We start from the raw sequence: 16,962 nt of genomic DNA on the forward strand, positions 1-16,962 counted from the left end.
GGCCTGTCGGAGACCCGTCTCAGGCTGTACGGCGCCGGCCCGTCGCCTGGAGGAGGCGCCGCAGGATCTCCTCGCCGGCCGCCACCCCGCTCTCGGCGGTCGCCTCCACGTGGGGGGCGCTCCAGCCGGCGTCGGCCAGTTCGCCGTGGCCGGGGCGCCAGCCCTGGTCGGCGGCGAGGAGCAGGTCGGCGTCGAGGAGGGAGTCACCCGCGGCCAGCGTGAACGTGGCCCCGGTGCGGCGGGCGACCTCGCGCACGGCCGCGCTCTTGGTGAGCGGACGCGGTACGGCGTAGATCTTGCGGCCCTGGAGCGAGACGGTCCAGCCGCGCGGCTCCGCCCACGCGGCGAGCTCCTTCGTCCAGTCGGCCGGCAGCAGGGCCCGGTCGACGACGAGGTAGGCGAAGAGGTCCTCCGCGACCCGTTCCTTGAGCAGCCAGGCGGGGTCGGCGGCGGCGACGAGATGGGCGCGGACCTCGTCGAGCGAGGCGCACTCCTCGGCCAGCCTGCCGGCCACCGCGCGCTGCCAGTCCCGGTCGGACGCGCCGTCCACCAGGATGTGGCCGCCGTTCGCGCAGATCGCGAACTCGGCCGCGGGGCCCGGGAGATGGATGCGGTGGTACTGCTCGCGGGTGCGGGTCGTGGTCGGGACGAAGACCGTGGACGGGGAGCGGGTCAGTTCGTCGAGCAGCCCCGCCGCCGTCTCCGTGACGTACGAGAGGGGCTTCTTGTCGTACACCTCGACGCAGAGCAGGCGGGGGGCCTCGGCGTCCGGCATCGGGAGCTGGAGGGCGGCCGCCGAGTAGATGAGGGTGCGGTCGAGGTCGCTGGCGACCAGCGTGACGGGGGAGGTCATGCGGACTCCACCGCCCGGCCGTCCGCGCCGGTCGCCCCGCGCGTGTACTTCGGGTGGATCAGCCCGACGCAGGTGTACGGGAGTTCGTCGACCTCTTCGACCGGCACACCGCGCTGCTGCGCCAGCAGCCTGATGTGTTCCAGGTCGGCGCCGGCGCCGCGCTTGGCGAGGATCTTCCACGGGACGCGGCGCAGCAGCACGCGGGTCGTCTCGCCGACCCCCGGCTTGACGAGGTTCACGTCGCGGATGCCGTACTCCTCGCTGATGCGCTCCACCGCGGCCCAGCCCTCCCAGGTCGGCGCGCGGTCGGCGGCGAGCAGTTCCTTGACCTCGGCGTCCACGGCGGTGGCGACGTCGCCGAACCGGTCGGTGACGGTGTCGAGGAAGTGGCCGGAGACGTCGGACGCGGCGAGCTCCCGGTAGAACTTCGCGCCGTGGAAGTCATCGGGTCCGACCAGGTCGGAGCGCAGGACCGTACGGGAGATCAGTCCGGACACCGTGGAGTTGAGGCAGGCCGACGGGATCAGGAAGTCCTCGCGGGTGCCGTACGTGCGGACGCAGCCGCCCGGGTCGGCCAGGACGGCGATCTCCGGGTTGAAGCCCGCGATCCCGTCGGACTCCTCGAACTCGGCGATCGCCGCGGCGAGTTCGCGGGTGATGGCGCCCTTGCCGGTCCAGCCGTCGACGAAGACGACATCGGCCGGGTCGTGGTGGGCGGCCAGCCAGCGCAGGGCGTTGGCGTCGATGCCGCGGCCGCGCACGATCGAGACGGCGTAGTGCGGCAGTTCGACGCCGCGCCGGAGCTGTACCCAGCGGCGCATGAGGACGCCCACGGGGGTGCCGGCCCGGGCCAGCGAGACGAACACGGGACGGGGGCCGCGCTCGGCGAGGACCGTCTCGGTGACCGTGCCGACGGCGCGGGCGATGCGGGCGGCCGACAGGTCCAGGGCCGCCTTGAACAGATCCTGGTACTCCTCGGACGGCTGGTACTCGACGGGCAGCGACTCGGCGTAGTGCGCGCCACCGCTCTGTATCGCCTCCTCGCGCTCCTCGGTCGGCGCCTCCAGCTGGGTGTCCGACAGGTCCTGGAGCAGCCAGCCGACCTCGTCCGGCGCGTAGGAGGAGAAGGCGGGGCCGCGAAGGGGCTCGGGCAGCATGGAGGGTTCTTCCTGCCGTTGAGGGGTGTGCGACGGTGACGGCTCGGCGAAGGTGGTGCCGGCCGATGCGTACGAAGCCGTCGGTGACGGCTCGGCGACGGTGGCCCCCGGCAGTACGTACGAGCCCGTCGGTGACGGCTCGGAGACGGTGGCCCCCGGCGGTACGTACGAGGGGACGACCGCCAGCAGGACGTGGGCGGTGTGCGGGGCGAGCTGCCGGACCAGGCCGTGGTGGTCGTGCAGCGCGGGGGTGTCGGCCGTGGAGTCGACGACGAGGACCACCGCGTCGAAGCCCCCGCCCGCGACGTTGTACGCGTAGCGCTCACCCGGGCCGTCGGCCGGGGCGTCGTGGGCCGGGAAGACCAGCCGGGTGCGTATCGCGTAGCCCGGGTCGTCCACGGCGAGGACCGGGGAGCGGGTGGTGGTGGAGTAGCGGACCTCGGCGCCGATGCGCTCCTCCAGGGCGGCGCCCAGGCGCAGCGGGGCGTACATCAGCTCCTCGAAGCCGAGGACCAGGACCCGGCGGGTGTGCTCGCCCAGCGCCTGCGCGATGCGGTCCGCCATGGCGGGGAGGGCGGGTTCCAGGAGCGCCCGGTGCGCGGGGGTGAAGCCGTGCCGGCCGCCGTCGGGCACTCCGGCGGGCCACTGGAGGTCGATCCGGGTGTGGTGGCCGGGCAGGGCGCGCTGCGGGTCGGCCGCTCCCCCGGTCCGCCCGGGCTCCGCGGCCGCCTGCGCCGCCTCCTGCTCGGCGACCAGGGCCTGCCCCTTCTCCAGGACGCCCTCCGGGAGGTGGACCGTGCCGGTGTTCCGCGCGACGAGGTCGACCTGCGCGCCGATCTCCTCGGCGAACTCGGCGAGCCGTCCCCGGTCGGCGGGTGAGCGCATGTCGACCAGGGCCACGATGACGTACCGCTTGCGCGGGTAGCGCTCGTGCAGGGCGCGGATGGTGTTCAGAACGGTGTTTCCGGTGGAGAACTCGTCGTCCACGAGCACGAGGGTCGCGCCCGGGGAGCCGTCCACGCCGTCCACGTCCCCCGCGTCCCCCGCCAGCAGGCCCGGGTCCTCCGGGAGCAGCAGGTGCGAGGTGGCGTGCGAGTGCGACTCCTCGAAGCCGCCCGCCCGCGCCACGCCTTCGACGGGGCGTCGCGTCGAGTGGAGGTAAGGCGCCGTTCCGAGCCCGTCGGCGACCGCGTGGCCGAGGCCGGTGGCCGTCTCCGCGTAGCCGAGCACGACCGCGCGCCGCGCGCCGGCCTCGCCGAGGAGCTCGCGCACCCGGCGGCCGAGCTCGAAACCGGCGCCGTAGACCACCGAGGGCCGCTGCGGCACGTGCTTGCCCAGCACGTTGGACACGAGCAGGTGTGCCCGCTTGGGGTTGCGCCGCAGGGCGAGGCCCAGCAGTCCGCGGAGCTCCCCGTCGCCCACCAGCTCGACGCCCAGCCGCTCCGCGACCCAGCTACCCGACCACACCACCACGTTCGCCGTTTCCTTCCGTCGGTCTGTCACGCGCCCGCTCCCGCGAACCCGTCATCGGTCACACGCTCGCTCACGCGAGCCCGTCGTACCCGTTCGCTCTCACACGCCCGCTCACGCGAGCCCGTCCTAGCCCGTCACACGCCCGCTCACGCGAGCCCGTCGTACCCGTTCGCTCCCATGCGTCCGCTCGCCCGGACGCGTCATCCTGGGCACGCCGCCCCGCCGGCGCCCCTCCTGACAGAACCGGCGCACCGGTGCCCCTCATTCCGCGAGGCTCGCCGCCAGCAGGTCCACGAAGCCGACGTCCTCCCGTGCCACGCCGAATACCTCGGCCCTGCGCAGGGTGCGTTCGGCCCAGGCGCGGTGCGGTTTCACTTCGTTCATCTTGTTCGTGTACGACGAGCGCAGCACCCCGCCACCGCCGCGCTCCGGGCGCAGGATGTCCTGCGCGTCGCTGTACTCTTCGTGACTGACCACGGACAGTGCGTGCACGGGTGCGACGTGCGAGGGGTGGATGCAGGTCTTGCCGAGAAGGCCGTTGGCCCGGTCGAGCTCGATCTCCCGCAGCAGTCCGTCCAGGTCGTGCTCGATCAGTGTCGTGCGCAGTTCCTCCGCCCGGCCCTCCAGGAAGGGGCTTCGGCGCAGTTGTGGCTTGAACATGCGTTCCTGGAGCCTGAAGTACTCCCAGACCGGGCCGGTGATGGTGAAGCCCGTCCCGTCCGCCCGGCCCAGCACGTTGACCACGTCGGAGATCACGTTGCTGACGATCCGCACGTCGTACGCCGTCATGTCGGGCGCGCGGCGCAGCCCGTAGGCCGAGCAGAAGTCGGTGACGCCGAGGCGCAGCGCGAGCACGCGGTCACGGTAGGTGTCGACGGTGCGCGCGATCTTCTGGAGGGACTCCTGGCGGGTCTCCAGGTGCAGCAGTTCGGGGGATTCCAGCACGGGCATGGCGAAGAGCCGCCGACCGCCGGTGGACTCGGCCTTGGCGAGCGCCTCCATGAAGGGGATGCCGCGCTCCTGCGTGAATTTGGGAAGTACGAATCCGGACAACAATCGGGCGGATTCGCCGAGCCGGCGTACGAGGTCCGTGATCTGGTGCGGTTCGCGGACGCGGATGAACAGCAGGGGAAGTTCACCGCCGCGTCCCGCGAGGTCGGCGAACTGCCTGACCAGGTTCTCCTCGGCACCGGGCACCTCGGAGTCGTCGATCGAATCCTCCAGGCACAGCACCATGGAGACGACTCCGCGGCCGGCCTGCTTGATGACGTCGTCGGCGAGCCTCGGCCGGGTGGCGGGGCTGTAGAGCGTGGCGCCCAGGGCCGCCGCGAGGACGGGGGCCGGCGACCCGGCGTCGAAGGCGCAGGGCTCCCGGAAGAACAGTTCGCCCCTCGCAGCAGGCGCGATATGCCCGAAATGACGCATGTGATTCCCCCCGTACTCCCTGACTGGCCGGACAACGTGTGGCCGGTAATAGTACGTACGGACCAGTGTCGGCAGTTCCCTGGCCACATGAATTCCGGGTAACTCGTCCATTTAGCGATGGTTCCCCGGGGTGCGGAGGGGCTCGTTCCGGCATTCCCGCGAGACACGGCCGACGCCCCCGCGTTGTCCGGAAGGGCAGCCAGCAGGCAGGATGACCGGCATGACGCACGCGATGGTGAAAGGCTCGAACGTCCCTCTCGACGCCATGGCCGTACGGGCCGTGCTGCGCTGGACCCCGGGCGCCGGCGTCCCCGATGTGGACGCTTCGGCCCTGCTGCTCGGCTCCGGCGGCCGCGTGCGCTCCGACGAGGACTTCGTCTTCTACAACCAGCCCCGCCACCCCTCCGGCCTGGTACGACGGCTGCCGAAGCGGAGCCTGCCCGAGGGTCTGACGGACACCATCGAGGCCGATCTGACCGCGCTCGACCCGTCGGTCGACCAGGTCGTCATCGCCGCGTCCTCCGACGGCGCCGCCTTCGAGCACGTGCGCGATCTGCGCATCCTGCTCTACGACGCCGCGGCGGCGGGCGGGGAAGCGCTCGCCGTCTTCGACGTGCGGCCGGAGACCGGCGAGGAGACCGCGATCATCTGCGGCGAGCTGTACCGGCGCGGCGATGGCTGGAAATTCCGCGCCGTGGGGCAGGGGTACCCGACCGGTCTCGTCGGACTCGCGACCGCCTTCGGCATCTCGGTGGACGAGGCGGAGGCCGCCGCCGAGCCTGGCCCGACACCGCCGCCCGCTCCCGCGTTCCCGCCCGCACCGGCGCCCGGACCCGACGCACAGGCCACCGTCCAGCACCAGCAGCCCTCGTACGGCTATCCGCAGCCCGCTGCGGCCCCCGCGGCGCCCGCCCCGCAGCCCGCGTACGGCTACCCCCAGCCGGCGTCCGCACAGCCCGCCTACGGCTATCCGCAGCCCGCGGCGGCGGCAGCCCACGCGCCCGACCCCCACTTCGTCCTGCCACCGCAGGGGCCGCAGTTCATACGGCACTGATCCGGCCCGCGCGCGTTCAGGCCCGGGACTTGTAGCCGCGGCCCCACTGCATGCCGTACCCGTAGAGCCGGTCCAGCTCCGACTGGAAGCCGTACACGAACTTCACCTCGCGCCGCACGATCAGCTCGCCCTTGGCGTTCTCCACGGTGAACACGGCGCACGAGCGGGCTTGCGGGGCCCGTTCGTCCAGCTCGATCTCGATGCGCGGCCCGTTGCCCGGGTAGAGCGTCACCTTGGCGTGCGTACGGTCGAAGGCCGGGGTCTGGTCGTAGATGTAGACGAAGAACAGCATCCGCTTGATCTGGTCGCGCTGGTCGAGGTTGACGTAGACGGTCTCCCCGGACGGCGCCCCGAAGCGGTCGTCGCCGCTGAGCCGGATGTACGGCGGCCCGTTCAGATCACCGATCAGATTGCCGAGCGGCTGGACCACGCCCTTGGTGCCGTCCGCCAGCTCGTACATGCAGCCCAGGTCCAGGTCGACGTTGACGACGCCCTGGGTGTGCGCCTGGACCACGTCGGGCTGGAAGAGCTTCAAGGGCCGCAGCAGCCTGCCGCTCTGGCGTGACCGGCCCTCGATGTCGGACGTCCGCATCCGCCAGGAGAGGTTGACCCGGAGGTTGCCGGTCAGCGCGCCCTGTTTCGTCAGTGAGACCGTCGCGTGCCGCCTGGAGAGCACGATGGAGTTGGTGGCCGCGCTGCCCGACTCGAACTGTGCCTCCCGCCCCGGCCACAGGCTGTTCCAGAACGCCATCCCCAACCCCCACACATGTCGGCCCCACCCGTCGCACGCGGCACGTGCGACGCACGCACCGCTGCGGGGCGGCTCCGGGCCGGCTCCGGGTGTTCCCCTGAGCCGTCGCCGTACGAGCCGCCCCGCAGAGAGCGTTCCTCATTCCCTGCCGGGTCACACCCCGGCGGAGACTTCCGTACTGCCTTCGCCCCCAGCGGCCTCGATCGCCTTGTTGCGCCGGACCGAGGACCAGAAGGACCAGCCGATCAGGATGACGCCGACGGAACCGGTGATGAGCTCGTGGATCTCGTACTGGATCGTGACGAGCAGGATGACGGCCAGCGCGCCGATCGCGTAGTGCGCGCCGTGCTCCAGGTAGACGTAGTCGTCCAGGGTGCCCTGGCGGACCAGGTAGACCGTGAGCGAACGGACGTACATGGCGCCGATACCGAGGCCCAGGGCCATCAGCACGATCTCGTTGGTGATCGCGAAGGCGCCGATGACGCCGTCGAACGAGAAGGACGCGTCGAGCACTTCCAGGTAGAGGAACATGAAGAACGCGGCCTTGCCGGAGAGAGCCACCGCGGAGATCTTCTTGCCTGTCCGCCTGGCCTCTTCCTCCTGTTCCTGTTCGCGTTCCTCCTCCTCTTCGAGCTTGTTCTCGAAGTAGCCGGAGAGACCCCCGACGATGAGGTACGTGATCAGGCCCGCGATGCCGGCGAGCAGGACCGTCTCGGCCTTGTCCGCGTGTCCGCCGCCGTGCTGGTGGGCCGAGCCGGCGAACGTCAGGGCCGAGATCAGCAGGACGATCAGCGCGATGCAGACCGACAGCATGTCGACCTTGCCGAGCTTGGAGAGCGGGCGCTCGATCCAGCGCAGCCACTGGATGTCACGCTCCTCGAAGATGAAGTCGAGGAAGATCATCAGCAGGAACATGCCACCGAAGGCGGCGATGGCCGGGTGGGCGTCGGTGACCAGTTCCTTGTAGCGGTCCGGGTCGTTGAAGGAAAGATCGATCGCCTCGATCGGTCCCAGCTTGGCGGTGATGGCCACGATCACGACGGGGAACACCAGCCGCATACCGAAGACCGCGATGAGCACACCGACCGTGAGGAAGATCTTCTGCCAGAAGGCACTCATCTTCTTCAGGATTCCGGCGTTGATCACCGCATTGTCGAAGGACAGCGAGATCTCCAGGATGGAAAGGATCGCCACCACTCCGAAGGCTTCCCACCCCCCGTAGAACCACGCTGCGACCAGGCCGATCGCGGTAATCGCGAGCGACCAGCCGAAGGTTTTCAGAAGCACTGGCTACCCCATCATGTATGTAACGGGTCTCCCCCGAAGAGCACGGGGCTCCCCCGCGCCGTGCGCGGCTTTACGAAACGTTGACCCCGAAGTCTAGAGCGATGCCCCGCAGCCCGGACGCGTACCCCTGTCCTACTGCACGGAACTTCCACTCGCCGTTGTAGCGGTAGAGCTCACCGAAGATCATCGCGGTCTCCGTCGAGGCGTCCTCGCTCAGGTCGTACCGCGCGAGTTCCTGGCCGTCGGCCTGGTTGACCACGCGGATGAACGCATTGCTGACCTGACCGAACGTCTGCCCGCGATTGTCGGCCTCATGGATGGAGACCGGAAAGACGATCTTGTCGCAATGCGCCGGGACCTGCGTGAGGTTCACGATGACCGACTCGTCGTCGCCCTCGCCCTCACCCGTGAGGTTGTCACCGGTGTGCTCCACGGAACCGTCGGGGCTCGTGAGGTTGTTGTAGAACACGAACCATTCGTCGCCGAGCACCCGGCCCGACTGGCACAGCAGCGCGCTGGCGTCGAGGTCGAAGTCCGCCCCCGTCGTGGATCGTGCGTCCCAGCCGAGCCCGATGAGCACCTGGGTGAGATTGGGTGCGGCCTTGGAGAGGGAGACATTGCCTCCCTTGGCGAGCGTGACGCCCATGGTGTGTCCTCCCCGAGTCGATGAACCGTTGATGAACCGGTGGGTCCTTCTGCCGAGCGCGTCCGGCGCCGCACGGGGTGCGGCGCCGGACGGGACGTGCTGGTGCGGACCGGGGGCGCGCCCGCGCGGACGCGCCCCCGGAACTGCTGTCTAGACGTTGACGCCGAAGTCCTGCGCGATGCCGCGCAGCCCCGAGGCGTAGCCCTGACCGATGGCGCGGAACTTCCACTCCGCACCGTTGCGGTACAGCTCGCCGAAGACCATGGCGGTCTCCGTCGAGGCGTCCTCACTCAGGTCGTAGCGCGCGAGTTCGCTGTTGTCGGCCTGGTTGACCACGCGGATGTACGCGTTGCGCACCTGGCCGAAGCTCTGCTGGCGGGACTCGGCCTCGTAGATCGAGACCGGGAAGACGATCTTGTCGACGTCCGCCGGGACACCGGCCAGGTTCACCTTGATGACCTCGTCGTCGCCCTCGCCCTCACCGGTGAGGTTGTCACCGGTGTGCTCGACGGAGCCGTCGGGGCTCTTGAGGTTGTTGAAGAAGACGAAGTTGCCGTCGTTGCCGACCTTGCCCTCGGCGTTCGTCAGCAGGGCGCTGGCGTCGAGGTCGAAGTCTCCGCCGGTGGTGGTACGGGCGTCCCAGCCCAGACCCACGATGACCGCGGTCAGGTTGGGCGCGGCCTTGGTCAGCGAGACGTTGCCGCCCTTGCTGAGGCTGACTCCCACGAGTCCTCCCATTGGTTTCATTGGGGGCCGGCCGGTGCCGGCGCCTCCACGTCGTGTTGGCAATCCGATCAACGAGTGGATCCTAGTGACCGGTTCCCGGCCAAAACAGGCTTTTGGCCGGGGGTCGCCGCGAGATCCACCGGATCCGCGCTCAGAGAGCGCCGAGCGCCTTGACGTACTCGTTGAGGTCGCGCGCGTCAGGCAGGCCGTTGACGACCGTCCAGCGCACCACGCCCTCCTTGTCGATGATGAAGGTCCCGCGCACCGCGCAGCCCTTGTCCTCGTCGAAGACGCCGTAGGCACGCGAGGTCTCGCCGTGCGGCCAGAAGTCCGAGACGAGCGGGTACTCGAGACCCTCCTGCTCGGCGAAGACGCGCAGCGTGTGGATGGAGTCGTTGGAGACGGCGATCAGCTGCGTGTCGTCGTTCTCGAACGTGGGCAGCTCGTCGCGGAGCGCGCAGAGCTCACCCGTGCAGACGCCGGTGAAGGCGAACGGGTAGAACAGCAGCACCACGTTCTTCTCACCGCGGAAGTCGGAGAGCTTCACGGTCCGGCCGTGGTTGTCCTTCAGCTCGAAATCCGGGGCCTGGGTGCCGACCTCGATCGCCATGAAACGCGTCCCTTCGCTACGTCGCCGGGCTGGGCTGTCCGGGTGACTCCCACCCTACGCAGAGGCGCCGGGCGGGCGCGCGGCACCCGTGGAAGCTTCCTTCGGACGTGCGGGGGATGTACGAAGGCCCCGGACAGCGCGATGCCGTGCGGGGCCTTCAGGGGCGAGTGCGGTTCAGCGCTTGGCCTTGGCCGCCTTCGGCGTGACCAGACGGCTGCCCGTCCAGTCCTTGCCCGCACTGATGCTCTTGGTCTGGGCGAGACCGGCTGTCTGGGCAGCCTCGTTGATATCGCTCGGCTCGACGTATCCGTCACGGCCGGTCTTCGGCGTCATCAGCCAGACCGTACCGCCGTCCTCGAGCAGACCAATGGCATCCACCAGCGCGTCCGTAAGGTCGCCGTCCTCGTCGCGGAACCAGAGCAGGACGACGTCTGCGACGTCGTCGTACTCCTCATCGACGAGATCCTGGCCGGTAGTGGCCTCAATGCCCTCACGGAGCTCCAGCTCGACGTCGTCGTCGTAGCCGATCTCCTGGACCACCTGTCCGGGCTCGAACCCCAGGCGTGCTGCCGGGTTGGTTCGCTCCTCCGCGTGGTCCGCGGTCGCGCTCACGGGTTGCCTCCTGATCATGTTTCGGAAAGTGCATCAGCCACGCGCGTGCGCGGGGCGTTGGCCGTAGTCCACACGGGAGTGGCGGATCGCGCAAGTACCCAGCGTACGAGACCGCCTAAACGGTGACGATCCCTGCCACGTCGCCGCACTGTCGGCGGACCCCCGCGGGAGCCTGCGCTGCCGTCACACCCTTTACGTCCTTGACCAGCTTATGCGGTTTCGGTCCGGCAATCGGAGTCGAACAGCTTTTGGGAACGCTTGGACCCCTTGGGCGTAAGGTTGCGGTTTGGCCCGACCCATCCTGCACGATGCCTCCTGCCCGCCCGCACAGGCGCCCATGCGCGGCCCGCGCGCCGTCCGGGAGACGACGTCGTGCACGCAGGCGGTTACCTCTCGGTAAAGATGACGTTTGCGTCCTGGCGGGTACACGATGGGATGGCGTACGCGCAGATACACCCTGGGGGGACGACTCCCGTGCCAGGCCCCGTAGCAGCACCGACCAGCGAAGGAACAGCGTGGCTTCCGGATCCGATCGCAACCCGATCATCATTGGCGGCCTTCCGAGTCAGGTCCCGGATTTCGATCCCGAAGAGACCCAGGAATGGCTCGACTCCCTCGACGCCGCCGTCGACGAGCGAGGCCGTGAGCGGGCCCGCTACCTCATGCTCCGGCTCATCGAGCGCGCCCGCGAGAAGCGTGTCGCCGTGCCGGAGATGCGCAGCACGGACTACGTGAACACGATCGCCACGAAGGACGAGCCGTTCTTCCCCGGCGACGAGGAGATCGAGCGCAAGGTCCTCAACGCGACCCGCTGGAACGCGGCCGTGATGGTCTCGCGCGCCCAGCGTCCGGGCATCGGCGTAGGCGGTCACATCGCCACGTTCGCCTCGTCCGCGTCGCTGTACGACGTCGGCTTCAACCACTTCTTCCGCGGCAAGGACGACGGCCGGGGCGGCGACCAGATCTTCTTCCAGGGGCACGCCTCCCCCGGGATCTACGCCCGCGCCTTCCTGCTGGACCGGCTGAGCGAGGCGCAGCTCGACGCCTTCCGCCAGGAGAAGTCGAAGGCGCCGAACGGCCTGTCCAGCTATCCGCACCCGCGGCTGATGCCGGACTTCTGGGAGTTCCCGACCGTGTCGATGGGCCTCGGTCCGCTCGGCGCGATCTACCAGGCGCGGATGAACCGCTACATGGAGGCGCGCGGCATCGCCGACACCTCCGATTCGCACGTCTGGGCTTATCTCGGTGACGGCGAGATGGACGAGCCGGAGTCGCTCGGCCAGCTGTCCATCGCCGCCCGTGAGGGCCTGGACAACCTGACCTTCGTCGTCAACTGCAACCTCCAGCGCCTCGACGGCCCGGTGCGCGGCAACGGCAAGGTCATCCAGGAGCTGGAGTCGCAGTTCCGCGGCGCCGGCTGGAACGTCATCAAGCTGGTCTGGGACCGCTCCTGGGACCCGCTGCTCGCGCAGGACCGCACGGGCATCCTGGTCAACAAGCTGAACACCACGCCGGACGGCCAGTTCCAGACGTACGCCACCGAAACGGGTGCGTACATCCGTGAGCACTTCTTCGGTGACGACCCGCGGCTGCGCGACATGGTCAAGGACATGTCCGACCAGCAGATCCTGCACCTCGGGCGCGGCGGGCACGACCACAAGAAGGTCTACGCGGCGTACGCGGCGGCCAAGGCCCACAAGGGCCAGCCGACGGTGATCCTGGCGCAGACGGTCAAGGGCTGGACGCTGGGGCCGAACTTCGAGGGCCGCAACGCGACCCACCAGATGAAGAAGCTCACCGCCGAGGACCTCAAGCGCTTCCGGGACCGGCTGCACATCCCGATCGCGGACAAGGAGCTGGAGGACGGCAACCCGCCGTACTACCACCCGGGCCGCGACTCGGAGGAGATCCAGTACATGCACGACCGCCGCAAGGGTCTGGGCGGTTACGTACCGACCCGGGTCGTGCGGGCGAAGCCGCTGGCCCTGCCCGAGGACAAGGTGTACGCGACCGCGAAGAAGGGTTCGGGCCAGCAGTCGATCGCCACCACCATGGCGTTCGTCCGCATCCTGAAGGAGCTCATGCGGGACAAGGAGATCGGCAAGCGTTTCGTGCTGATCGCGCCCGACGAGTACCGCACCTTCGGCATGGACGCGTTCTTCCCGAGCGCGAAGATCTACAATCCGCTCGGCCAGCAGTACGAGTCGGTGGACCGTGATCTGCTCCTCGCGTACAAGGAGTCGCCGACCGGGCAGATGCTGCACGACGGCATCTCCGAGGCGGGCTGCACGGCCTCGCTGATCGCCGCGGGTTCGGCGTACGCCACGCACGGCGAGCCGCTGATCCCGGTGTACGTCTTCTACTCGATGTTCGGGTTCCAGCGCACGGGTGACCAGTTCTGGCAGATGGCCGACCAGCTCGCGCGCGGCTTCGTGCTCGGCGCGACCGCCGGCCGTACGACGCTGACGGGCGAGGGCCTCCAGCACGCGGACGGCCACTCGCAGCTGCTCGCCTCGACCAACCCGGGCTGTGTGGCGTACGACCCGGCGTTCGGGTACGAGATCGCGCACATCGTCAAGGACGGTCTGCGCAGGATGTACGGGGGGACGCCCGAGGAGAACGAGGACGTCTTCTACTACCTCACCGTGTACAACGAGCCGATCCAGCACCCGGCCGAGCCCGCCGACGTGGACGTCGAGGGCATCCTGAAGGGCGTCTACCGCTACAGCGGCGGCGAGAAGGGCGAGATCCCGGCCCAGATCATGGCGTCCGGTGTGGCGGTCCCCTGGGCCGTCGAGGCGCAGCGCATCCTCGCCGACGAGTGGAACGTGAAGGCGGACGTCTGGTCGGCGACCTCCTGGAACGAGCTGCGGCGCGAGGCGGTCGACGTGGAGCGGTACAACCTGCTGCACCCGGAGGAGGAGCAGCGCGTGCCGTACGTGACGCGCAAGCTGTCCGGTGCGCAGGGGCCGTTCGTGGCGGTCTCGGACTGGATGCGGGCCGTGCCGGACCAGATCGCGCGCTGGGTGCCCGGCGCGTACCAGTCGCTGGGCGCGGACGGTTTCGGCTTCGCGGACACGCGCGGGGCGGCCCGACGGTTCTTCCACATCGACGCGCAGTCGATCGTCCTGGCGGTGCTCACCGAGCTCGCGAAGGACGGGAAGATCGACCGTTCGGTGCTGAAGACGGCGGTCGACCGTTACGACCTGCTGGACGTGGCCGCGGCGGACCCGGGTCCGGCCGGCGGCGACGCGTAGGGACGCACGCACGGAGCGGGGCGGCGGGGCCCGAACGGGTCCCGCCGCCCCGCGGTGCGTCCGGGGGAGGTCAGTTCTCCCAGATCTTGAAGGCCCGCACCTGGTACGGCGAGCGCGGGGCCCAGGTGCCGCCGCCCGGGTAGGTGTCGAACTCACCGGTCTCGGCGCATTCCGCCGACTGGTAGGTGGTGACGGGCCGGCCGGTGAGGTTGGCCAGGGCCTGGGCGGTGGCGCCCGCCTTCAGTGGCACACAGCTCTCGATGTCGATGGTGGCCAGCTCGTGGACCTGCCGGGCGCCGGTGAAGTCGGGCTGGGCCCAGAGGCAGAGCTGGCCGGTCCGGCAGTCCCCGAGCCGGCCGGGAGCGGCCTGGACCGGGGCCTGCGGGATCAGGGCGGTGGCGGCCAGGGCCGCGGCGACAACGGTCGTACGCATGTGAATCAACCCCCGTGGTGATGTGGATCTTCCTCGCCCACCCTGAGCCGCGGGGCGGCGGCGCGGGAAGGGGCCGGGGGCGGGACCACCCTGATAGGCGACAGCCCCGCCGGAACGTTCCGGCGGGGCTGTCGTACGCACTGTGTTGACGCCTTCGAGGGCGCTGGGGCGGACGGGTCAGATGTGACCGACGCCCCCGCCGGCCTCGGCGTTCTCGCCGCGCTTGGTCAGGGTGGCGACCAGGGCGGCGATCACGGCGACGATGCCGGCGACCATGAACGCCGTGCTCATGCCGGAGACGAACGTGTCGTGGGCGACACCCGCGATCTTGCCGGCGACGTCCGGCGGGGTGCCCTCGGCGATCGGCGGCATGCCGACCTTGACCGCGGAGGACGCCTGGTCGAGCTGTTCGGGCGACAGCGGCGGAAGCTTGGCTTCCGTCCAGTTGCCGGCCAGTTCGGAGTCGACCCGGGAAGCCATGATGGCACCCAGGACCGCCGTACCGAGGCTGCCGCCGACCTGCATGGCGGCCTGCTGGAGACCACCGGCGACACCGGAGAGCTCCATCGGGGCGTTGCCCACGATGACCTCGGTGGCGCCGACCATGACCGGCGCGAGGCCGAGGCCGAGCAGGGCGAACCAGACCGACATGGCGAGGGTGCCGGTGCCGACGGTCAGCTGGGACATGCCGAACATCGCGACCGCGGTGCACACCATGCCGCCGACGAGCGGAACGCGCGGACCGAACTTGGTGATCAGGAAGCCCGCCAGCGGCGAGGCGACGATCATCATCGCGGTCAGCGGCAGCAGGTGCAGGCCCGCGTCGACGGCCTTCATCCCGTGCACGTTCTGGAGGTAGAAGGTGACGAAGAACAGGCCCCCCATGAAGGCGAAGGCCATCAGCACCATCAGGACCGTGCCCGCGGACAGCGGGACGGAACGGAACATCGCGAGCGGGATCAGCGGTTCCTTGACGCGCTGCTGGACGAGGGCGAAGGCGGCGAACAGGACGACCGCGCCCGCCAGGAAGGCGATCGTCTGGACGTCGCCCCAGCCCCACTCGGCACCCTTGATGAGCGCCCAGATCAGGCAGAACATCGCGGTCGACAGGAGCACGATGCCGGCGATGTCGAAGGAGCGCGGCGCGTTCTCGGCGCGGTGGTCCTTGAGGATCAGCACGCCCAGGACGAGGGCGATCACGCCGACCGGCACGTTGATGAAGAAGACGGACTGCCAGCTGACGTGCTCGACGAGCACGCCACCGAGGATCGGACCGCCCGCGGTCGAGGCGCCGATCACCATGCCCCAGATGCCGATGGCCATGTTCAGCTTCTCGGCGGGGAAGGTCGCGCGCAGCAGGCCGAGCGCGGCCGGCATCAGCAGGGCGCCGAAGAGGCCCTGGAGCACTCGGAAGACGATCACCAGGGCGACGCTGCTGGAGAGCCCGATGGCTCCCGATGCCGCGGCGAAGCCGACGACACCGATGAGGAAGGTCTGGCGGTGGCCGAACCGGTCACCGAGTTTGCCCGCCGTGATCAGGGAGACCGCGAGGGCGAGCATGTAGCCGTTGGTGATCCACTGGACGTCGGCGAGCGAGGCGCCGAGGTCCTGCTGGATCGCGGGGTTGGCGATCGCGACGATCGTGCCGTCGAGCGCGACCATCATCACGCCGATGGCCACGGAGAAGAGCGTCAGCCAGGGGTGGCCGCGCATTCCCTTGGCCGGAGCGGCCCCGAGGGGGTCCTGCGGTTCCCGCGACGCCTTTTCGACGGTGGTCTGACTAGTCATACGCGGGAGATTAGTGTCAGCCGCTGACAGTTGACAAACCATTTCACAAGTCGGTAACTGTCACGTAGCTCACAGGTAAGCTGAGCTGGACAAAGCGGGGAAAAGAGGGCCAGTTCAGTGACCGACGGGCAGCTAGCCGAGGGCCGGCCGACCGGGCTGCGCGAGCGCAAGAAGCGACGCACCCGGGACGCCCTGCTCCGCGCCGCCCTCGATCTCTTCACCACCCAGGGGTACGACGAGACCACCGTCGACGAGATCGTCGACGCCGTCGAGGTCTCCCAGCGCACCTTCTTCCGCTACTTCGCGGGCAAGGAGTCGGTCGTCTTCGCCGTCCAGGACATGGTGGAGTCGCGCTTCCTCCTCGAACTGCGTCAACGTCCCGCCCCCGAGGCCCCTTTCGAGGCCATGCGCCGCGCGGTGCTGTGCGCCTGGAACAGTATCGGAGAGGCGATCGAGGCCATCGTGCCGGTCGAACTCCACATGCGCGCCCTCCGGATGATCGAATCGACGCCCTCCCTGCTCGCCGCCCACATGCGGCGCGGCCTCGCCCTGGAGGAGCAGATCGCCGGTCTCATCGCCGAGCGCGAGGGCCTGGACATGACACGGGACCCGCGGCCGCGCGTCGCCGTCGCCGCGTTCTCCGGCGTGATGCGGGTGACCGGGCAGCTGTGGGGGCGCGACTGCGACGGCGGCATGGACTCCCTCCGGGCCCTGACCGAGACCTACCTGGACCAGCTGGGCCCGGCCCTCGCCGGGAACTGGCGCGCGCACCCGACCGGGACGGCCCACCTCAACTAGTGCCGCGTCAGTCAAGGTTTGCCCGGGCGAACCTGAACCGATGAGGGCGCCGACGCTCCACATCCCGTGCAGCCCGGACATGATCGACTTGT

At 69.7% G+C, this 16,962-nt stretch carries 14 protein-coding genes; 3 read left to right on the top strand and 11 right to left on the bottom strand.

What is annotated here, in order from left to right; translation table 11 throughout:
- Positions 1-19 precede the first annotated feature (19 nt).
- From ABZ454_RS31145 to ABZ454_RS31155, 3 genes are all read right to left on the bottom strand, one after another.
- Positions 20-853, bottom strand: coding sequence for an HAD family hydrolase (locus tag ABZ454_RS31145; RefSeq protein WP_359542910.1), 834 nt, complete (start codon positions 851-853; stop codon positions 20-22).
- The gene (locus tag ABZ454_RS31150) at positions 850-3,513 is read right to left on the bottom strand and encodes a phosphoribosyltransferase (RefSeq protein WP_359542912.1); all 2,664 of its coding nucleotides are present in this window, start codon (positions 3,511-3,513) and stop codon (positions 850-852) included. The genes ABZ454_RS31145 and ABZ454_RS31150 overlap by 4 nt, the downstream gene beginning before the upstream one ends.
- A gap of 231 nt (positions 3,514-3,744) precedes the next feature.
- Positions 3,745-4,908 carry an HpcH/HpaI aldolase/citrate lyase family protein gene (locus ABZ454_RS31155; protein WP_359542914.1) on the bottom strand — a complete coding sequence of 388 codons (1,164 nt, stop codon included), beginning with the start codon at positions 4,906-4,908 and terminating at the stop codon, positions 3,745-3,747.
- Positions 4,909-5,128: 220 nt separating this feature from the next.
- Here ABZ454_RS31155 and ABZ454_RS31160 point away from each other — a divergent pair, with 220 nt between their 5' ends.
- Positions 5,129-5,962: a TerD family protein gene (locus ABZ454_RS31160; protein WP_356315938.1), complete on the top strand. Its 834-nt coding sequence runs from the start codon at positions 5,129-5,131 to the stop codon at positions 5,960-5,962.
- A 16-nt stretch (positions 5,963-5,978) separates the two neighbouring features.
- On the opposite strand, the gene ABZ454_RS31165 is transcribed toward ABZ454_RS31160, so the two are convergent.
- From ABZ454_RS31165 to ABZ454_RS31190, 6 genes are all read right to left on the bottom strand, one after another.
- Complete coding sequence (locus ABZ454_RS31165; RefSeq protein WP_356315936.1) at positions 5,979-6,713, bottom strand: Tellurium resistance; 735 nt, start codon at positions 6,711-6,713, stop codon at positions 5,979-5,981.
- A gap of 153 nt (positions 6,714-6,866) precedes the next feature.
- Complete coding sequence (locus ABZ454_RS31170) at positions 6,867-8,000, bottom strand: DUF475 domain-containing protein (protein ID WP_356315934.1); 1,134 nt, start codon at positions 7,998-8,000, stop codon at positions 6,867-6,869.
- A 70-nt stretch (positions 8,001-8,070) separates the two neighbouring features.
- Positions 8,071-8,646, bottom strand: a complete 576-nt coding sequence (locus ABZ454_RS31175) for a TerD family protein (protein ID WP_311312621.1) — start codon at positions 8,644-8,646, stop codon at positions 8,071-8,073.
- Positions 8,647-8,796: 150 nt separating this feature from the next.
- On the bottom strand, positions 8,797-9,372 hold the full coding sequence (locus tag ABZ454_RS31180; RefSeq protein WP_024491201.1) for a TerD family protein: 576 nt from the start codon (positions 9,370-9,372) through the stop codon (positions 8,797-8,799).
- Between the two features lie 151 nt (positions 9,373-9,523).
- Positions 9,524-9,982 (bottom strand): peroxiredoxin, encoded by a 459-nt coding sequence (locus ABZ454_RS31185; protein WP_350998881.1) that lies wholly within the window; start codon positions 9,980-9,982, stop codon positions 9,524-9,526.
- Between the two features lie 174 nt (positions 9,983-10,156).
- Positions 10,157-10,594, bottom strand: coding sequence for a DUF3052 domain-containing protein (locus tag ABZ454_RS31190; RefSeq protein WP_148017457.1), 438 nt, complete (start codon positions 10,592-10,594; stop codon positions 10,157-10,159).
- A 515-nt stretch (positions 10,595-11,109) separates the two neighbouring features.
- Here ABZ454_RS31190 and aceE point away from each other — a divergent pair.
- The gene (gene aceE / locus ABZ454_RS31195) at positions 11,110-13,851 is read left to right on the top strand and encodes a pyruvate dehydrogenase (acetyl-transferring), homodimeric type (protein WP_356319651.1); all 2,742 of its coding nucleotides are present in this window, start codon (positions 11,110-11,112) and stop codon (positions 13,849-13,851) included.
- Between the two features lie 70 nt (positions 13,852-13,921).
- Here aceE and ABZ454_RS31200 read toward each other — a convergent pair whose 3' ends face one another.
- Positions 13,922-14,284 carry a peptidase inhibitor family I36 protein gene (locus ABZ454_RS31200; RefSeq protein ID WP_359542919.1) on the bottom strand — a complete coding sequence of 121 codons (363 nt, stop codon included), beginning with the start codon at positions 14,282-14,284 and terminating at the stop codon, positions 13,922-13,924.
- A 177-nt stretch (positions 14,285-14,461) separates the two neighbouring features.
- Complete coding sequence (locus tag ABZ454_RS31205; protein ID WP_359542920.1) at positions 14,462-16,072, bottom strand: MFS transporter; 1,611 nt, start codon at positions 16,070-16,072, stop codon at positions 14,462-14,464.
- A gap of 117 nt (positions 16,073-16,189) precedes the next feature.
- Here ABZ454_RS31205 and ABZ454_RS31210 point away from each other — a divergent pair, with 117 nt between their 5' ends.
- A complete protein-coding gene (locus ABZ454_RS31210; RefSeq protein ID WP_359542921.1) occupies positions 16,190-16,870 on the top strand; it encodes a TetR family transcriptional regulator in 681 nt (226 codons plus the stop codon).
- Positions 16,871-16,962: the final 92 nt, after the last annotated feature.

It is taken from the genome of Streptomyces sp. NPDC005803, from assembly GCF_040630435.1.
In the GTDB taxonomy this organism is placed as follows: domain Bacteria; phylum Actinomycetota; class Actinomycetes; order Streptomycetales; family Streptomycetaceae; genus Streptomyces.